The sequence below is a fragment of the Mesorhizobium sp. B2-4-19 genome (assembly GCF_006441315.1).
In the GTDB taxonomy this organism is placed as follows: domain Bacteria; phylum Pseudomonadota; class Alphaproteobacteria; order Rhizobiales; family Rhizobiaceae; genus Mesorhizobium.
Map to the genome: position 1 here is coordinate 42,306 of NZ_VFUV01000020.1, position 21,038 is coordinate 63,343.

Here is a 21,038-nt window from a genome sequence, read left to right on the forward strand (position 1 = left end):
GCGTTGCGGAAAAAAAATTGGTGCCCCTAGCCGGGATCGAACCAGCACTCCTTGCGGAACTCGATTTTGAGTCGAGCGCGTCTACCAATTCCGCCATAGGGGCTCAGGCCGGGCGGCCTGGATGGGCGCGGACTATACGGTTGGAGCCCTGTTCGTCAACTGGCCAAATCTCGAGATCACCGGCATGCGACCAATCTTCGCCTTTTGATTTCGTGACCGCGCTGCCATTGTGCGGCGCGGAAAATCTTTCTAGACAGGCGGCGCATCAAAGCGAGGCGCGTCCCAGTGGATGGATGGCGCGCTTTGGGCCCTTGTTTTGTGCACGCCATTGCCCCGAAACCGCTGCGCACCGTTTGGGCGACACGCATAGGAGAGCCGATGCTTCGCGGACTGTACGACTGGACCTTGTCGCTGGCGGCCAGGAAATCCGCGGAATGGTGGCTTGCCATCATCGCCTTCATTGAAAGCTCGTTCTTCTTCGTGCCGGCCGATGTGCTCTATCTGCCGATGGCGTTGGCACGCCCCGACCGCGCCTACCGCTATGCGCTGACCGCCACCGCCGCCTCGGTGCTGGGTGGCATCGCCGGCTGGATGATCGGCTATTTCGCCTACGACACCATCGCCCGTCCGATCCTGGAGCATTTCGGCGGCCTGGAGACCTTCGAGCGCTGGCAGAATTCTGGCATCGGCTTGATGCTGGTGCTGCTCGTTACTTCCGGTCTCGCGCACCTGCCGCCGATCAAGGTCGTCACCATCCTTGCCGGCGCCCTGCACGTCAATTTGCTGATCTTCATCATCTCGGCCATCGTCGCTCGCGGCGCGCGCTTCCTGCTCTTGGCCTGGCTGCTGCGGCGCTATGGCGAATCGATCCGCGAATTTATCGAAAAGCGCCTCGGGCTGATCGCAGGCGCCGCGGCAGCTGCCCTGATTTTGCTCTATATCGTCGTCAAATACGCGTTCTAAGCGAGCCGGACCAACGGACAAAAGACCCATGACAGCGACCATGAATGCCGACACCGGACGCCAGCGGACACGGACCGCCCTGTTTCTCGCCATCGCCATGGCCGCGACCGTCGGTTCGGCGCTAGGCTTCCAGTATATTGGCGGCTATATCCCTTGCCATCTCTGCCTGGAGCAGCGCACGCCCTACTATGTCGGCGCGCCGCTGATGGTGCTGGCGGTGATCGCCTCGATGCTGCGGGCGCCGGCCTGGCTGACGCGCGGCCTGCTGGGCATTGGCGGCCTGTTGATGCTCTACGGCCTCTATCTCGGCGTCTATCACTCCGGCGTCGAGTGGCAGTGGTGGGCCGGCCCGACCGATTGCACGGCGGGCGCCGGCCCGGTCGACACCGGCGGCAAGGGCGTGCTCGACGCGCTCGACAAATTCGTGCCGCCCTCCTGCGACAGGGCGGCTCTGCGCATCCTGGGCCTGTCGCTGGCCGGCTGGAACGCCATCGCCAGCTTCATCCTGGCCGCCGTCGCCTTCCGCGGCGCGCTGGCCCGCGACTAGACCTGCGCGACGCGGAGTTCGTCCAGAAATTCGGCAGGCTGAGTCGAATGGCGCGGCTTTCGAGAACCGGAGCGGAGCGTACTTAAGTGCGTGAGCACCGGAAGCGCAGAAAGCCGCGTCAGGCGGCCAGCATGGCGGATTTGTGCCGAACTCTATGGCTCCAGCTCAACATCCCAATACAGATAATCCATCCAGCTTTCATGCAGATGGTTCGGCGGGAACAGGCGGCCATTGTTGTGCAGATCATGCACGGTCGGCTGATAGGGCTTCTGCAGCGGCCACATCTTGGCATGCGCCGGCATCATGCCGCCCTTCCTCAGATTGCAGGGCGAGCAGGCGGCGACGACATTCTCCCAGGTCGTCGCACCGCCGCGATGGCGGGGGATGACGTGGTCGAAGGTCAGGTCGTCGGGCGTGCCACAATACTGGCACTGGAAGCGGTCGCGCAGGAAGACGTTGAAGCGGGTGAAGGCCGGATGCCTGGACGGCTTCACATAGGCCTTCAGGCTGACCACGCTCGGCAGCTTCATCGAGAAGGTCGGCGAGGACACCGCATGCTCGTATTCGGCGACGATGTTCACCCGGTCGAGGAACACCGCCTTGATGGCGTCCTGCCAGGACCAGAGCGACAAGGGGTAGTAGCTGAGCGGACGGTAATCCGCGTTCAGCACCAGTGCTGGAAGCCCATCCGGAGATACGGCAACCGTCACGTGTTTACCTCCTTGGTTCTAGACCCGAACGGCGCGGATACTGTAAGCCCGACATGACAGGGATGTGAAGCGGATTGTCGCTTGTCCAAAGCGTCAAAAAAACCCGATTTTTATGCTTTTTTGCGAATTCAGGACGGCGGCGTGGCATCCCTGCCCCTGGTTTCGCGATAATAGGACCAGAAAAGCCGCGATGCGACACCTCGCCACGGGCTCCATGATTCGGCCAATGCGATCAGTGTTTTCTCCGGCGGACGCGGGTCGATACCGAGCGCATGGCCGACCGCGCTTTGCAGCGCAACGTCACGCGCTGGGAAAATGTCGGGGTGCCCGGCGGCAAACAGAAGGTACACTTCCGCCGTCCACGGGCCGATGCCGGACACCGCCGTCATCGCGGTGATCGCCTCGGTCGCGTCGAGCGAACAGAGGTGATTGAGGTCGAGCCCGTCGGCCACCGCCTGGGCAACCGCGATCAGTCCGCGCTGCTTGGGCCGCGACAGGCCGGCCTCGCGAAACATGTCCTCGCCGGCGGCCAGGATCGCCTGCGGCGTCAGCGGATCGAGGAGTTTCGTCAGCCGGCTGAAGATGGCGTCGGCGCTCGCCCGCGACACTTGCTGCGAGACGATGATCGAGGCCAGGCTCCTGAATCCCGGCTCCGAAAGCCGGAGCGGCACCTCGCCGGCCATGCCGCGCACCTTTTCCAGGCGCGGGTCGATGATGCAAAGCGCATCTAGCCCCCGCGCAATGTCGTCCAGTGTCGCGATGCGCTGCATGGTATCCTTGTCCGCCAATGTGCAACAAAGTAGCAACCGCCAAAAGCACAGCACAACCCGATTGCCGCCTCAGACATGACGCTCCTGACATTCCGCTTCGCGCCCAGCCCCAACGGCGAACTGCATCTCGGCCATGCCTATTCGGCGCTGCTCAACCAGAAGCTCGCGGAGACCCACGGCGGCCGCCTGCTGCTGCGCATCGAGGACATCGACACCACGCGCTGCACGCCGCAATTCGAAGCCGGCGTGCTTGCCGACCTGAAATGGCTGGGCCTTGGCTGGGAAGAGCCGGTGCGCCGCCAGTCGGAGCATTTCGCGGAATATCAGGCGGTGCTCGACCGGTTGATCCGCGAGGACCTCGTCTACCCCGCCTTCATGAGCCGTGGCGAGATCAGGGCCTTCATAGCCGACAGCGAAAAGCGCGGGCGTGACTGGCCGCGCGATCCCGATGGCGTGCCACTCTATCCTCCGTCCGACAAGGCGTTGCCGCTGAAGGAACGCAAACGGCGTATCGCCGAAAACGAGCCCTTCGCCTGGCGACTTGATGTCGATGCCGCTGTTGCACGTGTAGGCAGGGACCTCGCATGGACCGAATTCAGCGATGAGACGCTATCGGCGACGCGCTCGGTCGAGGCACGCCCGCAGGACTGGGGCGACGTGATCGTGGCGCGCCGCGACATCCCGACCAGCTACCACCTGGCCGTCATTGTCGACGACGCCCTGCAAGCGGTCAGCCATGTCGTGCGTGGGCAGGACCTGTTTTCCGCTACCGGCGTGCAGCGCCTGTTGCAGGAATTTCTTGGGCTTCCGCAACCCGCCTATTTCCACCATCGGCTCATCCTTGGGCCGGACGGGCGGAAACTGTCGAAAAGCCTTGGCGACACCGGCCTTGCCAAACTGCGCGAGGCCGGCGCATCGCCGGACGACGTCAGACGGATGGTCGGTCTCTGAGCCGGTGGAGCTCTGGAGCACGCGTGACGAATCCGCCACCGATTGAATTCCCGTGATGCATGGATCAATCGTTTCGTTTTGCGCGCCGGGTAGAACGGGATTAGAGCAGCGCCACGGTCAGTTTCTCACCAGCGTGGCGGTCTCCGGAAAATGCAAAGCATCAAGCGGTTCATCCCAGCCACCTTCGTCGTCCTATGGGCAACGGGCTTCATCGGCGCGCGCTATGCCATGCCGTGGGCGGAGCCGTTCACCTTCCTCGCCGCCCGTTTCGTCATAGCGGCCATCCTGCTGGCAGCGCTGATGCCCGTTCTGGGTTCGAAGCGAGCCACCCGCAAGGAGGCGCTACACGCCACCGGCGCCGGCGTGCTGATGCATGGCGTCTATCTCGGCGCCGTCTTCTGGGCCATCCACAGGGGCATGCCGGCCGGGTTTTCGGCCCTGATCGTCGGCCTGCAGCCGCTGATCACCGCGGTGCTTGCCGGCAAGTTCCTGGGGGAAGCGATCCTGCCGCGCCACTGGCTCGGCCTTGGCATCGGCCTGATCGGCATCGTCATCGTGCTGTGGCCAAAGCTTGGCGCGCTCGGCGGCGGCGTGACCGCGGCGACGCTCACCGCCTCGCTGGTCTCGGTGCTCGGCATGAGCGCCGGCACCATCTGGCAGAAGCGTTTCGCTTCCGGCGGCGACCTCGTGGCGGCGACCATGTGGCAATATGTCGGCGGCGCCTCGCTGATGATCCTGGCCGCGCTCGCCTTCGAAACGCACACCGTCATCATCAACGGCGAACTGATCTTCGCCATGGCCTGGCTGGTGCTGGTGCTGTCGCTCGGCGCCATCTTCCTGCTGATGGTGATGATCCGCGACGGCGAAATGTCGAAAGTCGCCTCGCTGTTCTACCTGGTGCCGGCGGTGACGGCGATCATCGCCTGGGCCCTGTTCGACGAACAGCTCAACACGCTGCAGATCGTCGGCATGGCGATCACCACCTTCGGCGTCGGCCTGGCTACGGCGCGGCCGGCCAAGGGGAGAATTGAGGGATTGAAAAGAACTGAGGAACTGAGGAATTGAGGAATTGAGGAATTGAGGAATTGAGGAATTGAGGAATTGAGGAATTGAGGAATTGAGGAAGAAGCACACGGCGCCAGATATGGCCGCTTTTTTCTTCAATTCTCCAGTTCTTCAATTCCTCAATTCCTTATCGGCACCGCCTCATCCGACCCGGGCACGCGCCTCGAGATAGCGACTGATCGCGGCATTGAGCTCGCCGCCGAGGATGAAGATCGCCGAGACGATGTAGAGGAAGACCACCGCGATCATGATCGAGGCCAACCCGGCATAAGTCGTCACATAGGACGAGAAATGATCGAGATAGGTGGCGAACATCGTCGAGCCGATGAGCCATGCGGCCAGTGTGAAGACGATGCCCGGCACCAGCGAGACGAAGCGGCGCTTGCCGGCCGGCAGCCAGTAGTGCACGGCAAACAAACCGCCGATGATGACGGCCGAGGCGATGACGTAGCGCCACAGCGTGATCGTGCCGGTATAGGGCTTTATCCATTCGAAATGCGCTTCCGCCAGCCGCGCCAGCAGGGGCGCGAACACCAGAAGCACGCTGATCGCCAGGAAGCCGGCCGTCGCGATCAGCACGAAGAAGATGCTCTGCACGCGGCGATAGATGATGCCGCGCGTCTCGGTGACGCGATACGCGCGGTTGAGCGAGGTGCGCAGCGCCTCGATGCCGTTCGAGGCAAAATAGGCGGCAAGCAGCACGCCGTAGGTCAACAGGTCGGTGCGCCGGACGGTCAGCACGTTCAGCACCTCATGCGCGATCGGCTTGGCGATCTGATCGGGCCAGGTGTCGAAGACCAGGTGCACGGCCGTGTCGGCAAAGGCCTGGGCGCCGAGGAAGCTGCCCAGCGTCGTGGCGAAGATCAGGAACGGAAATAGCGCCATCAGCGAGGTGATCGCCAGATGGCTGGCCATCGCCCAGCCGTCATCGGTGTTGAAATGGCCGAGCGCGTCGTAGAGCACGCGGCGCAGGGCGACGATATTCCGCAACAAGAACCCGCGTTCCCTTCGATTGTCTCGACGCCGCGAATATGGGAAGTGAATGCGGCAAATGGCAACCCTTGGCGAAACCACGAGTCCGACGGCGCAGCAATTGCGCACAATCATCATCACCGGCGCCTCGTCCGGCATAGGTGCATATTGCGCCCGGGCACTCAAGGCGGAAGGCTGGCGTGTCTTTGCAACAGCCCGAAGACCCGAGGACATCGCCGCCCTCGAAAGCGACGGCATCGAGGCTTTCTATCTCGATTACAGCGAACCGGACTCCATTGCAGCCCTGGTAACGGCGGTGCTCGAGCGCACCGGCGGCCGGCTCGATGCGCTGTTCAACAACGGCGCCTACGCCCAGGCCGGTGCGGTCGAGGATCTGTCGGTGGCCGCGCTCAAGCAGCAATTCGAGGTCAATTTCTTCGGCTGGCATGACTTGACCCGCCGCCTGGTTCCGGTGATGCGCCGTCAGGGTCACGGCCGCCTCGTCCATTGCTCGTCGATCCTCGGTCTGGTGCCGGTGCGCTTTCGCGGCGCCTATTCGGCATCCAAACATGCGCTCGAGGCGCTGATGCTCTGCCAGCGCCAGGAACTGGACGGCAGCGGCGTCCGAGTTTCACTGATCGAACCGGGGCCGGTGAAATCGAAAATCGCCAGCAACGGCCTGACCTGGTTCCTGAAAAACATCGACATCGACAATTCCGTGCACAGGGCGGACTATGCCGCGCAGCTGGAGCGGCTGCGCGCCGGCGGCAGCCAATCGGCGCTCAAGCCCGGGCCGGAAGTGGTCCACAAGGTTCTGCGTCATGCCCTTCTGTCGCCGCGCCCGCGTCCGCACTATGTGGTAACAGTGCCGGCCAGAATCGGCGCGGCGCTCAAACGCATCCTGCCGGCATCGATGCTCTACCGCCTGATGGCCAAACGCGCCTGAACGCGAAACAAGTGGGAACGCAACAATGGCAACCGTCTTCAACATCCTCGCCATTCTGGTCATGGCCGCCGTGGCGATCGTGCTGATCCGAGGCCTCGTCAACATGATGCGTGGCGGTTCGGGCGTCACCTCGAACAAGCTGATGCAGGCGCGCGTCATGCTGCAGGCCGTGGCGCTGTTGCTGATCCTGCTGGCCGTGTATTTCACCCGCAAGTGAGGCCGTTCGGGAGGCGACGTGGTCAAGCTCAACAAGATCTACACCCGCACCGGCGATGACGGCACGACGGGTCTCGGCACTGGTGAGCGGCGGCTGAAATCCGACCTGCGGGTGGACGCCTACGGCACGGTCGACGAAGCCAATGCCTGCATCGGCATGGCGCGCGTGCATACCGCAGCGAACCACCCGGCGATCGATGCCATGCTGTCGCGCATCCAGAACGATCTCTTCGACCTCGGCGCCGATCTCGCCGTGCCCGACGACGGCAAGCCGCTTGGCTACGAGCCGCTCCGTATCGTTGCCGCGCAGACCGACCGCGTCGAGAAGGACATCGACCTCCTCAACAAGGATCTCCAGCCGCTCAAATCCTTCGTGCTCAATGGCGGCACGCCGGCTGCGGCGGCGCTGCATCTGGCCCGCACGGTGGCGCGGCGGGCCGAACGGCTGATGGTGGCGCTGGCTCAAGACCCGGGCGAGCACGTCAACCGTGAGGGGTTGAAATACATCAACCGCGTCTCGGATTTCCTGTTTGTCGCCGCCCGGGCGGTCAATGACAATGGAAATGCCGACGTGCTATGGGTTCCCGGCAAGAACCGCTGAGCTGAACGGATCGAAAAGGCGGGAGGGGACCAGGCACGCATGTTCATCCCGCTTTACGACACAAACAGGCTGCGCCACATCCGCCTGCAATATGTGACGATCGGCCTGATCGTGGTCAACGCGCTGGTCTATTGCGCCACGGCACTCGGCGGCGAGAACTTCACCAATGCCGCCGTGCTTGGCCTCGGCTTTATTCCGTCCGTGGTTCACAACACGGCCGAGCTTGATCCTCGGTTCATCATCATTCCGGAAAGCCTGAGCTACCTTACCTATTCCTTCCTGCATGCCGACATCTTTCATCTTGGCGGCAACATGCTGTTCCTGTGGGTGTTCGGCGACAATGTCGAGGACGCGCTCGGCCATATCCGCTACCTGATCTTCTATCTCCTGTGCGCCATCGCCGGCGCCGCCTTCCAGGGGCTTGTCGCCTGGGATTCGCAGGTGCCGCTGATCGGCGCTTCCGGCGCCATCGCCGGCGTGGTCGTCGCCTATCTGATCCTCTATCCAAGGGTTAAGGTCTGGGTGCTGGCCTTTGCCCGCATCCCGTTGCGCATTCCGGCCTTCATCCCGCTTATCCTGTGGGTGCTGTTCCAGGTCTTCATGTTCGCCGCCGGCGGCGAGGACCAGATTTCCTGGGCCTGCCATATTGGCGGCATCATCGCCGGCGCGGTGCTGGTGCTGGTCCTGCGCAGCCGCGGCGTGCCGCTTTTTGCCGGCGCGGACGAGGATGCCGTGGCTCCCACGCCCGACCAGCCGACGATTGCTGCCGAACCAGCGGCGCCTGAACCGCAGGCCACCACGACGCGCTGGGGCCGGGGAAACCCCTCTGGCCCAAACTGAACCGATTTGAGCCGCTTTCAGCGTATTGACGGCAAGGGTTGCCGCAACTACGGAAACGTCTCCGTCCAAGCCGCAAGGCTGTTAAGGAGCAGTCCAAGACGGGCAAAGACCAGAATTTCCATCCGGAATGTCGGCTTTCGACAACTCAGAAGGGGCGCAAGCTGTTATAGCGCGCCCAACTAGCGTGAAGAGGTGACAGGCAAATGAAGATCCTTGTGCCCGTGAAGCGGGTTGTGGATGCGAACGTCAAGGTTCGCGTCAAGGCCGATGGTTCGGCGGTGGAACTCGCCAACGTCAAGATGGCGATGAACCCGTTCGACGAGATCGCGGTGGAAGAGGCGATCCGGCTCAAGGAAGCCGGCAAGGCCGAAGAGATCATCGTCGTGTCGATCGGCCCGCAGCAGGCGCAGGAAACCCTCCGCACCGCGCTCGCCATGGGCGCCGACCGCGCCATCCTGGTCAAGACCGACGAGCAGACCGAGCCGCTCGGCGTCGCCAAGGTGCTGAAGGGTGTCGTCGATGCTGAACAGCCCGGCCTCGTCATCCTCGGCAAGCAGGCGATCGACGACGATTCGAACCAGACCGGCCAGATGCTGGCGGCCCTGCTCGGCTGGGCGCAAGGCACCTTCGCCTCCAAGGTTGTGCTCGACGGCGACAAGGCCAAGGTGACGCGCGAGGTCGACGGCGGCCTGCAGACGGTGGAATTGAAGATGCCGGCGATCGTCACCGCCGACCTGCGCCTCAACCAGCCGCGCTATGCCTCGCTGCCCAACATCATGAAGGCCAAGAAGAAGCAGCTCGACGAAAAGACCCCGGCCGACTACGGCGCCGACGTCAAGCCGCGGCTGAAGGTCATCAAGACCGAGGAGCCGGGCGGCCGCAAGGCGGGCGTCAAGGTCAAGAGCGTCGCCGAACTGGTCGACAAGCTGAAGAACGAAGCCGGCGTTTTGTAAGGAAATCCGATGAGGCCGGCCTGCAAACGGCCGGTTTCTCCGCTTCCGGTGCTCACGTACAAAAGTACGCTCCGCTCCGGTTCTCGAAACCAACCGTTTTCGACTCGGCCTGACCGGATTTCAGGGAGCCTCGAAAGCGAAAGTCAGGAATATCATCAATGGCTATTCTTCTGATTGCCGAACACGACAACGCCAGCCTTTCCGACCAGACCGCCAAGGCGCTCTCGGCGGCCCTGCAGATCGGCTCGGACGTGCATGTGCTGGTAGCCGGCAAAGGCGCCAAGGGTGCAGCGGATGCAGCCGCCAAGCTCAAGGGCGTCGGCAAGGTGCTGCTCGCCGAAGCCGATGAACTCGCCGAGCGCCTCGCCGAACCGACGGCAGCCCTCGTCGTGTCGCTGGCCGGCGGCTACGACACCATCATCGCGCCGGCGACCTCGTCGGGCAAGAACGTCGCGCCGCGCGTCGCGGCCCTGCTCGACGTCGCGCAGGTCTCCGAGATCATCGAAGTGGTCTCGCCCGACACGTTCAAGCGGCCGATCTATGCCGGCAACGCCATCCAGACCGTGCAGTCGAGTGACGCCAAGAAGGTCATCACCGTGCGCACCGCCTCCTTCCAGGCGGCGCCCGAGGGTGGCTCGGCCGCAGTCGAGACCGTCAAGGCGGCAGCCAATCCCAGCCTGTCCACCTTCGTCGAGAACAAGCTCTCGGAGACCGATCGTCCGGAACTGACCTCGGCCAAGATCATCATCTCGGGCGGCCGCGCGCTCGGCTCGTCGGAGAAGTTCCAGGAGGTCATCCTGCCGGTCGCCGACAAGCTCGGTGCGGCGGTCGGCGCCTCGCGTGCCGCCGTCGATGCCGGCTATGCGCCGAACGACTGGCAGGTCGGCCAGACCGGCAAGGTCGTCGCTCCCGATCTCTACATCGCTGTCGGCATCTCCGGCGCCATCCAGCACCTCGCCGGTATGAAGGATTCCAAGGTCATCGTCGCCATCAACAAGGACGAGGAGGCCCCGATCTTCCAGGTTGCCGACTACGGCCTCGTCGGCGATCTCTTCGTCATTCTGCCGGAGCTGCAGAAGGTGCTTTGACGCTCTCTGGCAAAGCGTATTAAATGCTTGGGGTGGGGTAGACGAAGTCGCCCCGCCCTTTTAGTTTGCACCGCACAAAAAGCAGGCTGCAAAAGCCTTTGGACGGGATCGGTGTAATGAGCAAGATCGAGACGATCGGCATCATCGGCGCAGGCCAGATGGGCGGGGGTATCGCCCATGTCTCCGCGCTTTCGGGCTACAAGGTGCTGATCTACGATATTTCGCCCGACCGCATTGAAAAGGGCATCGCCACCATCAGCGGCAACATGGCCCGCCAGGTGGGCTCCGGCAAGCTCGACGAGAAGCTGCGCAACCAGGCGATGGCGCGCATCGCCTCCGCACCGGCGATGGCCGATCTTGCCGGCGCCGATCTGGTGATCGAGGCGGCGACCGAGGACGAGACGGTCAAGCGCAAGATCTACGCGCAGCTCTGTCCGCAGCTCAATCCCGAAGCCATACTGGCGACCAACACCTCGTCGATCTCGATCACGCGGCTCGCCGCGCAGACCGACCGGCCGGAGCGCTTCATCGGCATACATTTCATGAACCCGGTGCCGCTGATGAAGCTGGTCGAGCTGGTGCGCGGCATCGCCACCGAGGATCAGACCTTCGAGGCCGCGAAGACCTATGTGAAGCAGCTCGACAAGACGATCACGGTCTCGGAGGATTTCCCGGCCTTCATCGTCAACCGCATCCTGCTGCCGATGATCAACGAGGCGATCTACACGCTCTATGAGGGTGTCGGCTCGGTCGACGCCATCGACACCGCCATGCGGCTCGGCGCCAACCATCCGATGGGACCGCTGCAGCTGGCCGATTTCATCGGCCTCGACACCTGCCTGTCGATCATGCAGGTGCTGCATGACGGCCTGTCGGATTCGAAGTATCGCCCCTGCCCGCTGCTGGTGAAATATGTCGAAGCCGGCTGGCTCGGCCGCAAGACCGGGCGCGGTTTCTACGACTATCGCGGCGAGCACCCCGTTCCGACGCGCTAGGGCAATTCCAGGAAAAGCGCGAAGCGCTTTCCCTTGGGAATTGCGTTAAAACAAAGAGATAGAACGCGTCCGTTCACGACGCCGCGGCAAGCGGCGCAGCCGGCTCCGACTTGTCGTCGGGCGCCACGCAGACGCATCCGCGGCCGGCCGCCTTGGCGGCATAGCAGGCGGCGTCGGCCCTTGCGATGATCTCGTCTGCCTCGCCGCAATTGGCGTTGATTGCCGCCACACCGATGCTCGCGCCGATGGCATGCGGCCGGCCTATCCTGCTACCAGCGCACGAAAAACCGCCCGCCGAGCGCGCCGAGCAAGGTGAGAACGGCGATCGCGATCGTGTACCAGGTGGCGACGAAAAGCGGCGAATCGTCAAAACAGTGCGCGGCATAGAAGGTCGCCGCCAGCCCGCCGGCGAGCAGCCCCGCCACCGCGCCGGCAAGCACCGGCCGCGTCGGCGCGCCGTAGCGCAGCACCCACAGGAAGATGGCCAGCGGGCCGATGCCGATCAGCGGGATGAAGCCCATGCAGATCATCATGTTGGAGCCGATCATCCTGGTGCCCCACAACGCCTCCGGCACCATGAAGAGCTCCAGAACCACCGCCACGGCCACCAGCAGAGGGGCCGCGGCCATCCAGGCCATGGCCCTGGCCGTTGAGGCGCCTGGCGTAGACAGCGCCCGGATCAGGCCGAAGGCGGTGACGGCAAGCACGATGGTGAAAACGAATTTGGACAGGAAGCGCATCGTGTGCGCGGCCACCATGAAATCGGGGCGCGGGCCGATCGTCAGCAGGAAAACGATTGCCGCGATGACAATGGCCGCGCCAGCCGCCAGCCACCAGGCCGAGCGCAGCGGCATCGCCTTGCTGCTTGCATCGGCGTCGAGCGCCTTGATGAGATCCTCGGTCCTCATGTCATTGCCGCCCGACTCGCCCCTGCCCGAATCGCTTGGCTATGGCGGCTAGCCCGCGATGCAGCGACACACGCACCGCCGTCTCGCTGATGCCGAACTTCGCTGCCGTCTCGCCGATCGAGCGGCCTTCCACGGATACGGCCGAAACCACCGAACGCTGTGCCGGCGGCAGCCCGTCCAGGGCCCTGTTGATGTCACGCTCGCTGACGGTTTCGGTTTCCGGTTCGGCGAAGGTCTCGGCAATATCGTCGACATCGATTTCGATACGCCGACCGCGCCGCCGGAACGCATCGATCAGCTTGAAGCGGGCGATCGCGTAGATCCACGGCAGCACCGGCGCGTCCTGGCGCCAGGTATGCCGTTTCACATGAATGGCCAGCAAGGTTTCCTGCACGACATCCTCGGGATCGACTCCGCCCTGCACGATCTTGCGCCGGACAAAGCCGCGCACCAGCGCGGCAATCCGGTGCAGAAAGTCGGCATAGGCCTTTTCATCTCCGGCGATCGCGGCCCGCAACAGCCGGGAAAGCTCGGCCTCGTCCTTGCCGCTCACAAGAGTTCACTCCCCCGATTTTCGTGCCTCGGCACTGATTTGTTACGTGGCCGGCGAAATAATGTCCAAGCCAAACTGCGGGCAAATCACGAAAGTTTGCGGGTCCCGGGGGCTCAGTCCGGACCGGACGACCTCATGGGTCTTGCTCGCACGTCCTGCGGAAACCCTCGGTCCGGGATGCCATCACATGGAATTGTCCGCCTCGCGCCGCTCTTTACGCCTCAGCGACCGATTGAAGCAGGCCAACAATGTTGACTATTCGTGTCATGTATCGATAGGTGCAGCGAGCCAAGACCAACGAAAGCGAGGATGCCGCCATGAGATACACCCTTTCCGCCCTTGTCGGCGCCACCGCACTTGCAATCGGCCTGGTCGCCGGCCCGGCGAGAGCCGGGGAAGCCGGCATCATCGTCTACAACGCCCAGCACGAAAGCCTGGGCAAGGCATGGGCCGAAGGTTTCACCAAGGAGACCGGCATCAAGGTCACGCTGCGCAATGGCGGCGACAGCGATTTCTCCAACCAGATCGTTGCCGAAGGGGCCGCCTCGCCCGCCGACGTGTTCCTGACGGAGAATTCGCCCGCCATGGTTCTGGTCGAGAATGCCGGCCTGTTCGCGCCCGTCGAAGCCGACACGCTGGCACAGGTGCCGCAGGACTATCAGGCGGCCAGCGGCAAATGGGTGGGTGTGGCCGCGCGCAGCACCGTCTTTGCCTACAACACGACCAAGCTCAAGACCGAGCAGTTGCCCAAGTCGGTGCTCGACCTGGCCGATCCGAGCTGGAAGGGCCGCTGGGCGGCCTCGCCTTCGGGCGCCGATTTCCAGGCCATCGTCAGCGCGCTGCTGCAGCTCAAGGGCGAGGCCGCCACGGCGGACTGGCTGAAGGCGATGAAGGAGAACTTCACCGCCTACAAGGGCAACAGCACGGTGATGAAGGCGGTCAACGCCGGCGAGATCGAAGGCGGGGTGATCTACCACTATTACTACTTCGGCGATCAGGCCAAGACCGGCGAGAACAGCAAGAACGTCGCACTGCACTATTTCAAGAACCAGGATCCGGGCGCCTTCGTCTCGGTCTCGGGTGGCGGCGTGCTCGCCTCGAGCAAGCATCAGAAGGAAGCACAGGCCTTCCTGAAATGGGTGACCGGCAAGGGCGGCCAGGCTGTGCTGAAGAACGGAAACTCCTTCGAATACGCTGTCGGCAAGGGTGCCGAGTCCAACCCGAAGCTCGTTCCGCTGGCCGACCTGCAGGCACCGAAAGTCGACGCCACGACGCTGAACTCCAAGAAGGTCACCGACCTGATGACGGCAGCCGGCTTGCTTTAGTTGCCGTTCGTCCTAATAAGGACAAACTGACCGTGCTCCCGCGGGAATCCACCTTCCGCGGGAGCGTTTTGTTTCGAGATGGCATTCGTCGATGACGACACGCTGCGTTCCTGACCTCCGACCGGGGTCCCTCGATTGCCGGCACGCCGCCGCAACCGTGGGGCATCCGAGCTGATGCAGTCCGCCGTCGACCTCGGGCGCGCCGGCTTGCCGTCGAAGATGCGCCGAATGCCGCATCGGCGGGCGGCACGCTGGCTTGTCACCGCCGCCGTCTTCGTCGCGCTGTTCGCCCTTTTGCCGCTTGCCTTTATCATCTGGATCGCGGTGCAGACCGGCTGGGAGGCCGTGTCGGCGCTGGTCTTCCGGCCGCGGGTCGGGGAACTGCTGTTCAACACCACGCTGCTGGTGCTGCTGACTGTGCCGGTCGCCATCACACTGTCTGTCGCGCTGGCTTGGCTGACCGAGCGCAGCGACCTGCCCGGCGCCAGGCTGTGGGCCTGGCTGTGCGTGGCGCCGCTCGCCATCCCCGCTTTCGTGCACTCCTATGCCTGGATCACCATGGTGCCGGGCCTGCATGGCCTGTGGGCCGGCGTGTTGGTGTCCGTGATCGCCTATTTTCCCTTCCTCTACCTGCCCATATCGGCAGCGCTGCGCCGTCTCGATCCGGCCCTGGAGGACGCGGCCGCCGCCCTTGGCCTTGGGCCATGGCGCGTCTTCTGGCGTGTCGTGATGCCGCAGCTCAGGCTCGCCATCTGCGGCGGCTCGCTGCTGGTCGGGCTGCATCTGCTGGCCGAATACGGCCTCTATGTCTTCATCCGCTTCGACACCTTCACCACGGCGATCGTCGACCAATTCCAATCGACCTTCAACGGACCGGCCGCCAACATGCTGGCCGGCGTGCTGGTGACCTGCTGCTTCGTGCTTCTGGGCCTCGAAGTGCTGGTGCGCGGCGAGGAGCGTTATGCCCGTGTCGGCGCCGGCGCGGCGCGTTCCCAGCAGCGCACGAACCTCGGCCGCGCCACCATGCCGAGCCTGCTCTTGCTGGTCGCCACCACGCTGCTGGCGCTCGGCGTGCCGTTCGTGACCATCGGCCGCTGGCTCATCGCCGGCGGCACCGAGGTCTGGCGTCTCGACGAGATTGGCCTGGCGCTCGGCCAGACGCTGTTCCTGTCGCTTGCCGGGGCGCTGCTTGCCACTGTCGCCGCCATGCCGATGGCCTGGATCTCGATCCGCGCCCCAGGGCCGCTGCAGCGCCTGCTGGAAGGTTGCAACTACATCGTCGGATCGCTACCGGGTGTCGTCATTGCGCTGGCGCTGGTCACCATCACCGTGCGCGTTGCGCTTCCGCTCTATCAGACGCTGTTCACCATCCTGGTCGCCTATGCCCTCATGTTCCTGCCGCGCGCCCTGGTCAGCCTGCGCGCCTCGATCGCCCAGGCGCCGGTCGAGCTCGAGCGCGCCGCGTCCAGCCTCGGCAGGCGTCCGTTCAACGCGCTGTGGTCGACGACCATCCGCCTGTCGGCGCCTGGTGCCGCGGCCGGCATGGCGCTGGTGGCGCTCGGCATCATGAACGAACTGACCGCGACGCAGATGCTGGCACCGAACGGCACCCGCACGCTGGCGATGGCATTCTGGTCCTACAGCAGCGAGATCGACTACGCCTCGGCGGCCCCCTACGCCTTCATCATGGTGGCGATGTCGCTGCCCCTGACCTGGCTGCTCTATGTCCAGTCGAAACGGATGGCCGGACGATGAGCTTTCTCGAAATCCGCGGCCTGCACAAGCATTACGGCCCGGTCGCCGCATTGGCCGGTGTCGACCTCGATGTCGCCAGCGGCAGCCGGACCGCGATCGTCGGCCCCTCCGGCTGCGGCAAGACCACCTTGCTGCGGCTGATCGCCGGCTTCGAGGCGCCGGACCAGGGCCGCATCGTGCTCGACGGCGAGGTGCTGGCCAATGGCGGCGCCGCCGTCCCGGCGCATCGCCGCGGCATCGGCGTGGTGGCTCAGGACGGCGCCCTGTTCCCGCATCTGACCATCGGCGACAATATCGGTTTCGGCATGGGCCGCGGCGATGAAAAACGCGCCGAGCGCATCGTCGAGTTGGCCTACATCGTCGGGCTCGACAAGGCGATCCTCAAGCGCCGCCCGCACGAGCTTTCCGGCGGCCAGCAGCAGCGCGTGGCGCTCGCCCGCGCCATGGCGATGAAGCCGCGGCTGATGCTGCTCGACGAACCGTTCTCGGCGCTCGACACCGGCTTGCGCGCTTCGATGCGCAAGGCCGTGGCCGAACTTCTGGAGGCGGCCGGCATTACCACCATCCTGGTGACCCACGACCAGGCCGAGGCACTGTCCTTCGCTGCCCAGGTGGCGGTGATGCGCGATGGAAAATTCTCGCAGGTCGGCACGCCTCGCGATCTCTACCTCAAGCCGAAGGACAGGATGATCGCCGAATTCCTCGGCGACGCCATCATCCTGCCGGCGAGCGTTTCGGGCGGCTTCGCCAACTCGCCGCTCGGCCGCATCGCCGTCGATACCAATGACAGCCGCGATGTCGCCCGCATCATGCTGCGGCCGGAGCAGATCGGGCTGAAACGCACGTCGCGCGAAGGCATGTCGGGCACCCCCGACATGCTGTTTGGCGAGGTGACGGAATCGGAATTCGCCGGCTCGACATGCATGATCGCGGTGCGGCTCCTGAACAATGCCGATCCGCCCGACGCCGCCGCCATCGGCAACACGCCGCTGATCCTACGCAAATCCGGCATGGACGCACCGACGGTCGGCGAGATCGTCCGGCTCACCGTGTCGGGAAAGGCGCATGTGTTCGTCTAGGCACCGAAGACCGGCGCCCGGCGCGCGGTTCATGCCGTGATAAGTTCGCCGGTTTCGGCTGAATAGATCGGCCAGCGCTCGAGAAAATCACAGCCATGCACGACAACCCTCTGGTTGGCGCTGTCGACAAGGATGACGGCGTAGGAGGGCGGCGCCTGCTCGACAATTTGGCTCGACCGGTCAAGCGCAAGTTCGAACCTTGCGTGCAGGCCGCGCTGCGCCGAGAACGGAATCCCGGCGACTGTGCCGGCGATGTCGCGATGGACATGGCCGAAGAAGATGTGGCGGACGTTACCGTGGCGCTTCAGCACTCCGAGCAACCGATCAGGCTGCTCGAGCGCCAGCGGATCGAGCTGCGGCAGGCCGAGCGCGACCGGCGGATGGTGCAGGAAGATGTAGGCGGGCCTGCCGGCCGATCGGTTCAGGCGGGTTTCGAGCCAGGCAAGCCGCCTTTCGCACAATTCGCCTTCGATGCGCCCTTCCGCCAGGCAGTCGAGAAACAGCAGCACCTCGTTGCCGGTGTCATGGACCGACTGCACGAAGCCATTCTCGTCGACCGGATTTTCCGGGAACGCCGCTGCGAGATTGGCCCGCCGGTCATGGTTGCCGGGTAGCAGCCTGTACGGCACCGACAGCGTGTTCAGGGCAGCGCGCAGATCCGTGTAACTCTCCGGCGCGCCGCTCTCGGTCAGGTCGCCGGTGAAGACGCAAAGGGCGGCGTCGGCGTGATGCGCATTGATATGCGCGATGCAGGACGCCAGCCTTTGATGCAGGTCCGCGCCATAGCGGCGCTCGCCTTGCCGGCCAAGATGCACATCGGTGACTTGGACGATTTTCATCACGCTTTCAGAGCGCCGGCTCGGGTACGGACGCCTTGAAGACATCGAGGCGGGCTCCCGTCTCCGACGAGAAGAAATGCATGTCTTCAGGCGAAATCTTCAGGCCGACCTGGCTGCCGGGCTCGGGGTGGACGGCCTCCGACGTCATCACCGAAAACGGTGCGCCGTCGAGATCGACATAGATAACCCGCCCCGCCCCCAGTTCCTCGACGAGGTCGACCGTGGCATTCAACGCGCCGGCCACGCCGGGCGCCACCAGCCGGACGGCCTCCGGCCGGATGCCCATCGCGACCTTGGTGCCGACCGGCAGGCCGGCACGTGCCATGGCCAGGCGCCGGCTGCCGCCGAGTAGCGACAGCCCGTCGAGCTCGACCGTGCCTTCCAGAATGTTCATGGCCGGCGCGCCGACGAAGGTGGCGACGAAGCGGCTGGCCGGACGGGTATAGATTTCACCCGGCGTGCCGACCTGTTCGACACGTCCGCCATTCATCACCACCAGCCGGTCGGCCAGCGTCATCGCCTCGACCTGATCGTGGGTGACGAAGACGGAGGTGGCGTTCAGCCGGCGATGCAGCTTGCGGATTTCCGAGCGCATCTGCACGCGCAGCTTGGCGTCGAGATTGGACAGCGGCTCGTCGAACAGGAATACCTTCGGCTCGCGGATCATGGCGCGGCCCATGGCGACGCGCTGCCTCTGCCCGCCGGAAAGCGCCATCGGCTTGCGGTCGAGCAGATGTTCGAGCTCCAGCGTGCGGGCGACTGCCTGGATGCGCAGCTGGCGCTCGGCCGAGGGAACGCCGGCGACCTTGAGCGAATAGCCGATGTTCTGCGAAACACTCATGTGCGGATAGAGCGCGTAATTCTGGAACACCATGGCGCAGCCGCGCTCGCGCGGTTCCAGCCTGTTGACCACCGTGCCGTCGATCGCGATCTCTCCGGCGGAAATCTCTTCCAGCCCGGCGATCATGCGCAGCAGCGTGGACTTGCCGCAGCCGGACGGTCCCAGGATGACGACGAATTCGCCTGAGGCGAAGTCGAGATCGACGCCGTGCACGACCTGCGTCTTGGCGTAGTTCTTCTTGACGCCGCGTATTGTGATGGAGGCCATTTTTGTCTCCTTATTTCTTATTTCTCGGTGGCGATCAGGCCGCGCACGAACCAGCGCTGCATCAGCACCACGACGATCAGCGGCGGCAGCATGACGATCAGCGTGCCGGCCATGGCGATGTGCCATTCCGGAATGCCGCCGACATTGGGGATCAGCTGCTTGAGTTCGGTCACCGCCATCGCATGCGACTGGTCGGTGGTGATGAGCAGCGGCCACAGATACTGGTTCCAGGCCCACAGGAACATGATGGTGCCGAGCGCCGCCATATTGTTGCGCGACAGCGGCAGCAGGATATCGATGAAGAACCGCAGCGCCCCCGCGCCGTCCATGCGCGCGGCCTCGGTCAGCTCGTCCGGTACGGTCAGGAAGAACTGCCGGTAGAGGAACGTGCCGGTCGCGGTGGCGACCAGCGGCAGTATCAGGCCGCTATAGGAATTGAGCAGTCCAAGGCTGAGCTGGACCTGCACGCCCGAGACCTTCTCGATCAGCCAGGAAATCCCGGTCAGGTCCAGGATCGCCTGGTACGGCTCGAGTACGTTGGCGACCACGGCGTAGGTCGGCACGATGCGCACTTCGAGCGGCAGCATCAGCGTGATGAAGATCAGCCAGAAGATCAGCATGCGGCCAGGATAGCGGAAGTAGACGATCGAGAAGGCGGTGAGCGCCGAGACGATCACTTTGCCGGCGGCGACGCCGGTCGCCATAATGAAGCTGTTGAGCAGCTTGGGACCGAGATCGGCGGTCGTCCAGGCGGTCTTGATGTTGACCCAGAAGTCGCTGCCCGGCAGCAGCGACATCGGCACATCGTTGACGTCCTTGAGGTTATGCGACGCAGCGATCACCACGACCACGAACGGCGCAATGCAAAAGATGAAGCCGATGAACAGGATCAGATGCGTGAAGAAATTGAGGAACGGGGTGCGCTCGACCATATCCATCTACCTGTAGTGCACGCGCCGCTCGATGAAGCGGAACTGGAAGATGGTGAGCACGATGATGAGCAGCATCAGGATGATGCTCTGCGCGGCGGCGCCTGAATAATCGAGGCCTTTGAAGCCGTCGGAATAGATCTTGTAGACCATCAGATTGGTCGCGTTCGCCGGACCGCCAGCGGTCATGATGTCGACGATGCCGAAGGAGTCCTGAAAACTCTCGGTGATGTTGATGACCAGCAGGAAGAAGATGGTCGGCGTGATCAGCGGAAACTGGATGTCCCAGAAACGCCTGATGACGCCGGAACCGTCCATCGCCGCGGCCTCGATCAGCGAGCGCGGGATGGCTTGGAACGCCGCCAGGAAGAAGATGAAATTGTAGCCGACATATTTCCACGAAAAGGCGACGATGATCGAGGCCATGGCGTCGGCGCCGTCGAGGCCGGGATCCCAGAAGCCGGGCCAGACCCGGTTGACCACGGCCATGAAGCCGGCCTCCGGCGCCAGGATGAAGCGGAACGCCATCGCCAGCGCGGGCGCGGCGATGCCGTAGGGCCAGATCAACACCACGCGATAGAGACGCGAGCCGGCGAGCTGCCGGTCGGTCAAGGCGGCGAGCACAAGCGCGATGAACATTGCGAGACCGGTACTGATGCCGGCAAAGACAAGGCTCGCGGTGATCGAGTTCCAGTAGTCGGCGTTGGACAGGATCGAGCGGAAATTGTCGAGCCCGACCCAGATGTTGCCGCCGCCCCAGGGCTGTTGCAGCGTCAGCGACCAGTACACGGCCTGGCCGGCCGGCCAGTAGAAGAACGTGAAGATCAGGAGGAGCTGCGGCACCGCGAAAAGGATGCCGATCGTCCATTTGCCGAAAGTGACGCGTTTTTCCATCGATCCGCCGATGCCGTTGAACCGTCAGCCC

24 protein-coding genes and 1 tRNA gene are annotated in these 21,038 nt (G+C 64.1%); 14 read left to right on the forward strand and 11 right to left on the reverse strand.

Going from position 1 to position 21,038, the window contains the following annotated elements; all coding sequences use genetic code 11:
- Nucleotides 1-18 precede the first annotated feature (18 nt).
- Nucleotides 19-103 (reverse strand) — tRNA-Leu (locus FJ546_RS26310).
- A 275-nt stretch (nucleotides 104-378) separates the two neighbouring features.
- Here FJ546_RS26310 and FJ546_RS26315 point away from each other — a divergent pair.
- A complete protein-coding gene (locus FJ546_RS26315; RefSeq protein ID WP_010911700.1) occupies nucleotides 379-963 on the forward strand; it encodes a YqaA family protein in 585 nt (194 codons plus the stop codon).
- 28 nt (nucleotides 964-991) lie between these two features.
- Complete coding sequence (locus tag FJ546_RS26320; protein ID WP_140891983.1) at nucleotides 992-1,510, forward strand: disulfide bond formation protein B; 519 nt, start codon at nucleotides 992-994, stop codon at nucleotides 1,508-1,510.
- Nucleotides 1,511-1,662: 152 nt separating this feature from the next.
- Here the strand turns inward: FJ546_RS26320 and FJ546_RS26325 are convergent, their stop codons facing one another.
- Both FJ546_RS26325 and FJ546_RS26330 read right to left on the reverse strand, forming a co-directional pair.
- Nucleotides 1,663-2,220, reverse strand: coding sequence for an HNH endonuclease (locus FJ546_RS26325; protein ID WP_010911702.1), 558 nt, complete (start codon nucleotides 2,218-2,220; stop codon nucleotides 1,663-1,665).
- A gap of 128 nt (nucleotides 2,221-2,348) precedes the next feature.
- Entirely contained in the window at nucleotides 2,349-2,990 is a 642-nt protein-coding gene (locus FJ546_RS26330) for a DNA-3-methyladenine glycosylase (protein ID WP_140891984.1), read from the reverse strand.
- Nucleotides 2,991-3,065: 75 nt separating this feature from the next.
- On the opposite strand from FJ546_RS26330, the gene gluQRS reads away from it, so the two are divergent.
- A complete protein-coding gene (gene gluQRS, locus FJ546_RS26335) occupies nucleotides 3,066-3,941 on the forward strand; it encodes a tRNA glutamyl-Q(34) synthetase GluQRS (protein ID WP_140891985.1) in 876 nt (291 codons plus the stop codon).
- Nucleotides 3,942-4,091: 150 nt separating this feature from the next.
- Complete coding sequence (locus FJ546_RS26340; RefSeq protein WP_140891986.1) at nucleotides 4,092-5,006, forward strand: DMT family transporter; 915 nt, start codon at nucleotides 4,092-4,094, stop codon at nucleotides 5,004-5,006.
- 141 nt (nucleotides 5,007-5,147) lie between these two features.
- Here FJ546_RS26340 and FJ546_RS26345 read toward each other — a convergent pair whose 3' ends face one another.
- Nucleotides 5,148-5,999, reverse strand: coding sequence for a YihY/virulence factor BrkB family protein (locus FJ546_RS26345; RefSeq protein ID WP_027047430.1), 852 nt, complete (start codon nucleotides 5,997-5,999; stop codon nucleotides 5,148-5,150).
- 58 nt (nucleotides 6,000-6,057) lie between these two features.
- On the opposite strand from FJ546_RS26345, the gene FJ546_RS26350 reads away from it, so the two are divergent.
- The 7 genes from FJ546_RS26350 to FJ546_RS26380 all read left to right on the forward strand — a co-directional run bounded on the left by FJ546_RS26350 (nucleotide 6,058) and on the right by FJ546_RS26380 (nucleotide 11,617).
- A complete protein-coding gene (locus FJ546_RS26350) occupies nucleotides 6,058-6,924 on the forward strand; it encodes an SDR family oxidoreductase (RefSeq protein WP_140891987.1) in 867 nt (288 codons plus the stop codon).
- A gap of 25 nt (nucleotides 6,925-6,949) precedes the next feature.
- Nucleotides 6,950-7,141, forward strand: coding sequence for a twin transmembrane helix small protein (locus tag FJ546_RS26355; RefSeq protein ID WP_140891988.1), 192 nt, complete (start codon nucleotides 6,950-6,952; stop codon nucleotides 7,139-7,141).
- Nucleotides 7,142-7,159: 18 nt separating this feature from the next.
- Entirely contained in the window at nucleotides 7,160-7,741 is a 582-nt protein-coding gene (locus FJ546_RS26360) for a cob(I)yrinic acid a,c-diamide adenosyltransferase (protein ID WP_140891989.1), read from the forward strand.
- Between the two features lie 39 nt (nucleotides 7,742-7,780).
- Nucleotides 7,781-8,581, forward strand: coding sequence for a rhomboid family intramembrane serine protease (locus FJ546_RS26365; RefSeq protein WP_140891990.1), 801 nt, complete (start codon nucleotides 7,781-7,783; stop codon nucleotides 8,579-8,581).
- Nucleotides 8,582-8,784: 203 nt separating this feature from the next.
- The gene (locus tag FJ546_RS26370; RefSeq protein ID WP_019861385.1) at nucleotides 8,785-9,534 is read left to right on the forward strand and encodes an electron transfer flavoprotein subunit beta/FixA family protein; all 750 of its coding nucleotides are present in this window, start codon (nucleotides 8,785-8,787) and stop codon (nucleotides 9,532-9,534) included.
- Nucleotides 9,535-9,692: 158 nt separating this feature from the next.
- Nucleotides 9,693-10,622: an electron transfer flavoprotein subunit alpha/FixB family protein gene (locus tag FJ546_RS26375; protein ID WP_140891991.1), complete on the forward strand. Its 930-nt coding sequence runs from the start codon at nucleotides 9,693-9,695 to the stop codon at nucleotides 10,620-10,622.
- 116 nt (nucleotides 10,623-10,738) lie between these two features.
- Entirely contained in the window at nucleotides 10,739-11,617 is an 879-nt protein-coding gene (locus tag FJ546_RS26380) for a 3-hydroxybutyryl-CoA dehydrogenase (protein ID WP_013892834.1), read from the forward strand.
- A 73-nt stretch (nucleotides 11,618-11,690) separates the two neighbouring features.
- On the opposite strand, the gene FJ546_RS26385 is transcribed toward FJ546_RS26380, so the two are convergent.
- Genes FJ546_RS26385 through FJ546_RS26395 form a run of 3 tightly spaced genes read right to left on the reverse strand, consistent with a single transcriptional unit; the run spans nucleotide 11,691 to nucleotide 13,078 of the window.
- Nucleotides 11,691-11,846 carry a hypothetical protein gene (locus FJ546_RS26385; protein WP_246686978.1) on the reverse strand — a complete coding sequence of 52 codons (156 nt, stop codon included), beginning with the start codon at nucleotides 11,844-11,846 and terminating at the stop codon, nucleotides 11,691-11,693.
- Nucleotides 11,847-11,886: 40 nt separating this feature from the next.
- Nucleotides 11,887-12,525, reverse strand: coding sequence for an NrsF family protein (locus tag FJ546_RS26390; protein WP_140891992.1), 639 nt, complete (start codon nucleotides 12,523-12,525; stop codon nucleotides 11,887-11,889).
- Between the two features lies 1 nt (nucleotide 12,526).
- Nucleotides 12,527-13,078, reverse strand: a complete 552-nt coding sequence (locus FJ546_RS26395; protein ID WP_140891993.1) for a sigma-70 family RNA polymerase sigma factor — start codon at nucleotides 13,076-13,078, stop codon at nucleotides 12,527-12,529.
- A 317-nt stretch (nucleotides 13,079-13,395) separates the two neighbouring features.
- Here FJ546_RS26395 and FJ546_RS26400 point away from each other — a divergent pair, with 317 nt between their 5' ends.
- The 3 genes from FJ546_RS26400 to FJ546_RS26410 all read left to right on the forward strand — a co-directional run bounded on the left by FJ546_RS26400 (nucleotide 13,396) and on the right by FJ546_RS26410 (nucleotide 17,237).
- Entirely contained in the window at nucleotides 13,396-14,403 is a 1,008-nt protein-coding gene (locus FJ546_RS26400) for an iron ABC transporter substrate-binding protein (RefSeq protein WP_140891994.1), read from the forward strand.
- 174 nt (nucleotides 14,404-14,577) lie between these two features.
- A complete protein-coding gene (locus FJ546_RS26405; protein WP_181168096.1) occupies nucleotides 14,578-16,158 on the forward strand; it encodes an iron ABC transporter permease in 1,581 nt (526 codons plus the stop codon).
- A complete protein-coding gene (locus FJ546_RS26410; protein ID WP_140891996.1) occupies nucleotides 16,155-17,237 on the forward strand; it encodes an ABC transporter ATP-binding protein in 1,083 nt (360 codons plus the stop codon). The genes FJ546_RS26405 and FJ546_RS26410 overlap by 4 nt, the downstream gene beginning before the upstream one ends.
- A gap of 29 nt (nucleotides 17,238-17,266) precedes the next feature.
- Here FJ546_RS26410 and FJ546_RS26415 read toward each other — a convergent pair whose 3' ends face one another.
- Genes FJ546_RS26415 through FJ546_RS26430 form a run of 4 tightly spaced genes read right to left on the reverse strand, consistent with a single transcriptional unit; the run spans nucleotide 17,267 to nucleotide 21,007 of the window.
- A complete protein-coding gene (locus FJ546_RS26415) occupies nucleotides 17,267-18,076 on the reverse strand; it encodes a phosphodiesterase (protein ID WP_140891997.1) in 810 nt (269 codons plus the stop codon).
- Between the two features lie 7 nt (nucleotides 18,077-18,083).
- Nucleotides 18,084-19,184 (reverse strand): sn-glycerol-3-phosphate import ATP-binding protein UgpC, encoded by a 1,101-nt coding sequence (locus tag FJ546_RS26420; RefSeq protein WP_140891998.1) that lies wholly within the window; start codon nucleotides 19,182-19,184, stop codon nucleotides 18,084-18,086.
- A 17-nt stretch (nucleotides 19,185-19,201) separates the two neighbouring features.
- A complete protein-coding gene (locus FJ546_RS26425) occupies nucleotides 19,202-20,116 on the reverse strand; it encodes an ABC transporter permease subunit (protein WP_095772370.1) in 915 nt (304 codons plus the stop codon).
- A gap of 6 nt (nucleotides 20,117-20,122) precedes the next feature.
- Nucleotides 20,123-21,007, reverse strand: coding sequence for a sugar ABC transporter permease (locus FJ546_RS26430; protein WP_095772275.1), 885 nt, complete (start codon nucleotides 21,005-21,007; stop codon nucleotides 20,123-20,125).
- Between the last annotated feature and the right edge of the window lie 31 nt (nucleotides 21,008-21,038).

Excerpts from the sequence above, each read along its gene's own strand:
- FJ546_RS26340 (WP_140891986.1), top strand. The coding sequence starts at position 4,092 with ATGCAAAGCATCAAGCGGTTCATCCCAGCCACCTTCGTCGTCCTATGG.
- FJ546_RS26370 (WP_019861385.1), top strand. The coding sequence starts at position 8,785 with ATGAAGATCCTTGTGCCCGTGAAGCGGGTTGTGGATGCGAACGTCAAG.
- FJ546_RS26400 (WP_140891994.1), top strand. The coding sequence starts at position 13,396 with ATGAGATACACCCTTTCCGCCCTTGTCGGCGCCACCGCACTTGCAATC.
- FJ546_RS26420 (WP_140891998.1), bottom strand. The coding sequence starts at position 19,184 with ATGGCCTCCATCACAATACGCGGCGTCAAGAAGAACTACGCCAAGACG.
- FJ546_RS26410 (WP_140891996.1), top strand. The coding sequence starts at position 16,155 with ATGAGCTTTCTCGAAATCCGCGGCCTGCACAAGCATTACGGCCCGGTC.
- FJ546_RS26375 (WP_140891991.1), top strand. The coding sequence starts at position 9,693 with ATGGCTATTCTTCTGATTGCCGAACACGACAACGCCAGCCTTTCCGAC.
- FJ546_RS26365 (WP_140891990.1), top strand. The coding sequence starts at position 7,781 with ATGTTCATCCCGCTTTACGACACAAACAGGCTGCGCCACATCCGCCTG.
- FJ546_RS26425 (WP_095772370.1), bottom strand. The coding sequence starts at position 20,116 with ATGGTCGAGCGCACCCCGTTCCTCAATTTCTTCACGCATCTGATCCTG.
- FJ546_RS26390 (WP_140891992.1), bottom strand. The coding sequence starts at position 12,525 with ATGAGGACCGAGGATCTCATCAAGGCGCTCGACGCCGATGCAAGCAGC.
- gluQRS (WP_140891985.1), top strand. The coding sequence starts at position 3,066 with ATGACGCTCCTGACATTCCGCTTCGCGCCCAGCCCCAACGGCGAACTG.
- FJ546_RS26380 (WP_013892834.1), top strand. The coding sequence starts at position 10,739 with ATGAGCAAGATCGAGACGATCGGCATCATCGGCGCAGGCCAGATGGGC.
- FJ546_RS26320 (WP_140891983.1), top strand. The coding sequence starts at position 992 with ATGACAGCGACCATGAATGCCGACACCGGACGCCAGCGGACACGGACC.
- FJ546_RS26415 (WP_140891997.1), bottom strand. The coding sequence starts at position 18,076 with ATGAAAATCGTCCAAGTCACCGATGTGCATCTTGGCCGGCAAGGCGAG.
- FJ546_RS26315 (WP_010911700.1), top strand. The coding sequence starts at position 379 with ATGCTTCGCGGACTGTACGACTGGACCTTGTCGCTGGCGGCCAGGAAA.
- FJ546_RS26430 (WP_095772275.1), bottom strand. The coding sequence starts at position 21,007 with ATGGAAAAACGCGTCACTTTCGGCAAATGGACGATCGGCATCCTTTTC.
- FJ546_RS26350 (WP_140891987.1), top strand. The coding sequence starts at position 6,058 with ATGGCAACCCTTGGCGAAACCACGAGTCCGACGGCGCAGCAATTGCGC.
- FJ546_RS26405 (WP_181168096.1), top strand. The coding sequence starts at position 14,578 with ATGCAGTCCGCCGTCGACCTCGGGCGCGCCGGCTTGCCGTCGAAGATG.
- FJ546_RS26330 (WP_140891984.1), bottom strand. The coding sequence starts at position 2,990 with ATGCAGCGCATCGCGACACTGGACGACATTGCGCGGGGGCTAGATGCG.
- FJ546_RS26355 (WP_140891988.1), top strand. The coding sequence starts at position 6,950 with ATGGCAACCGTCTTCAACATCCTCGCCATTCTGGTCATGGCCGCCGTG.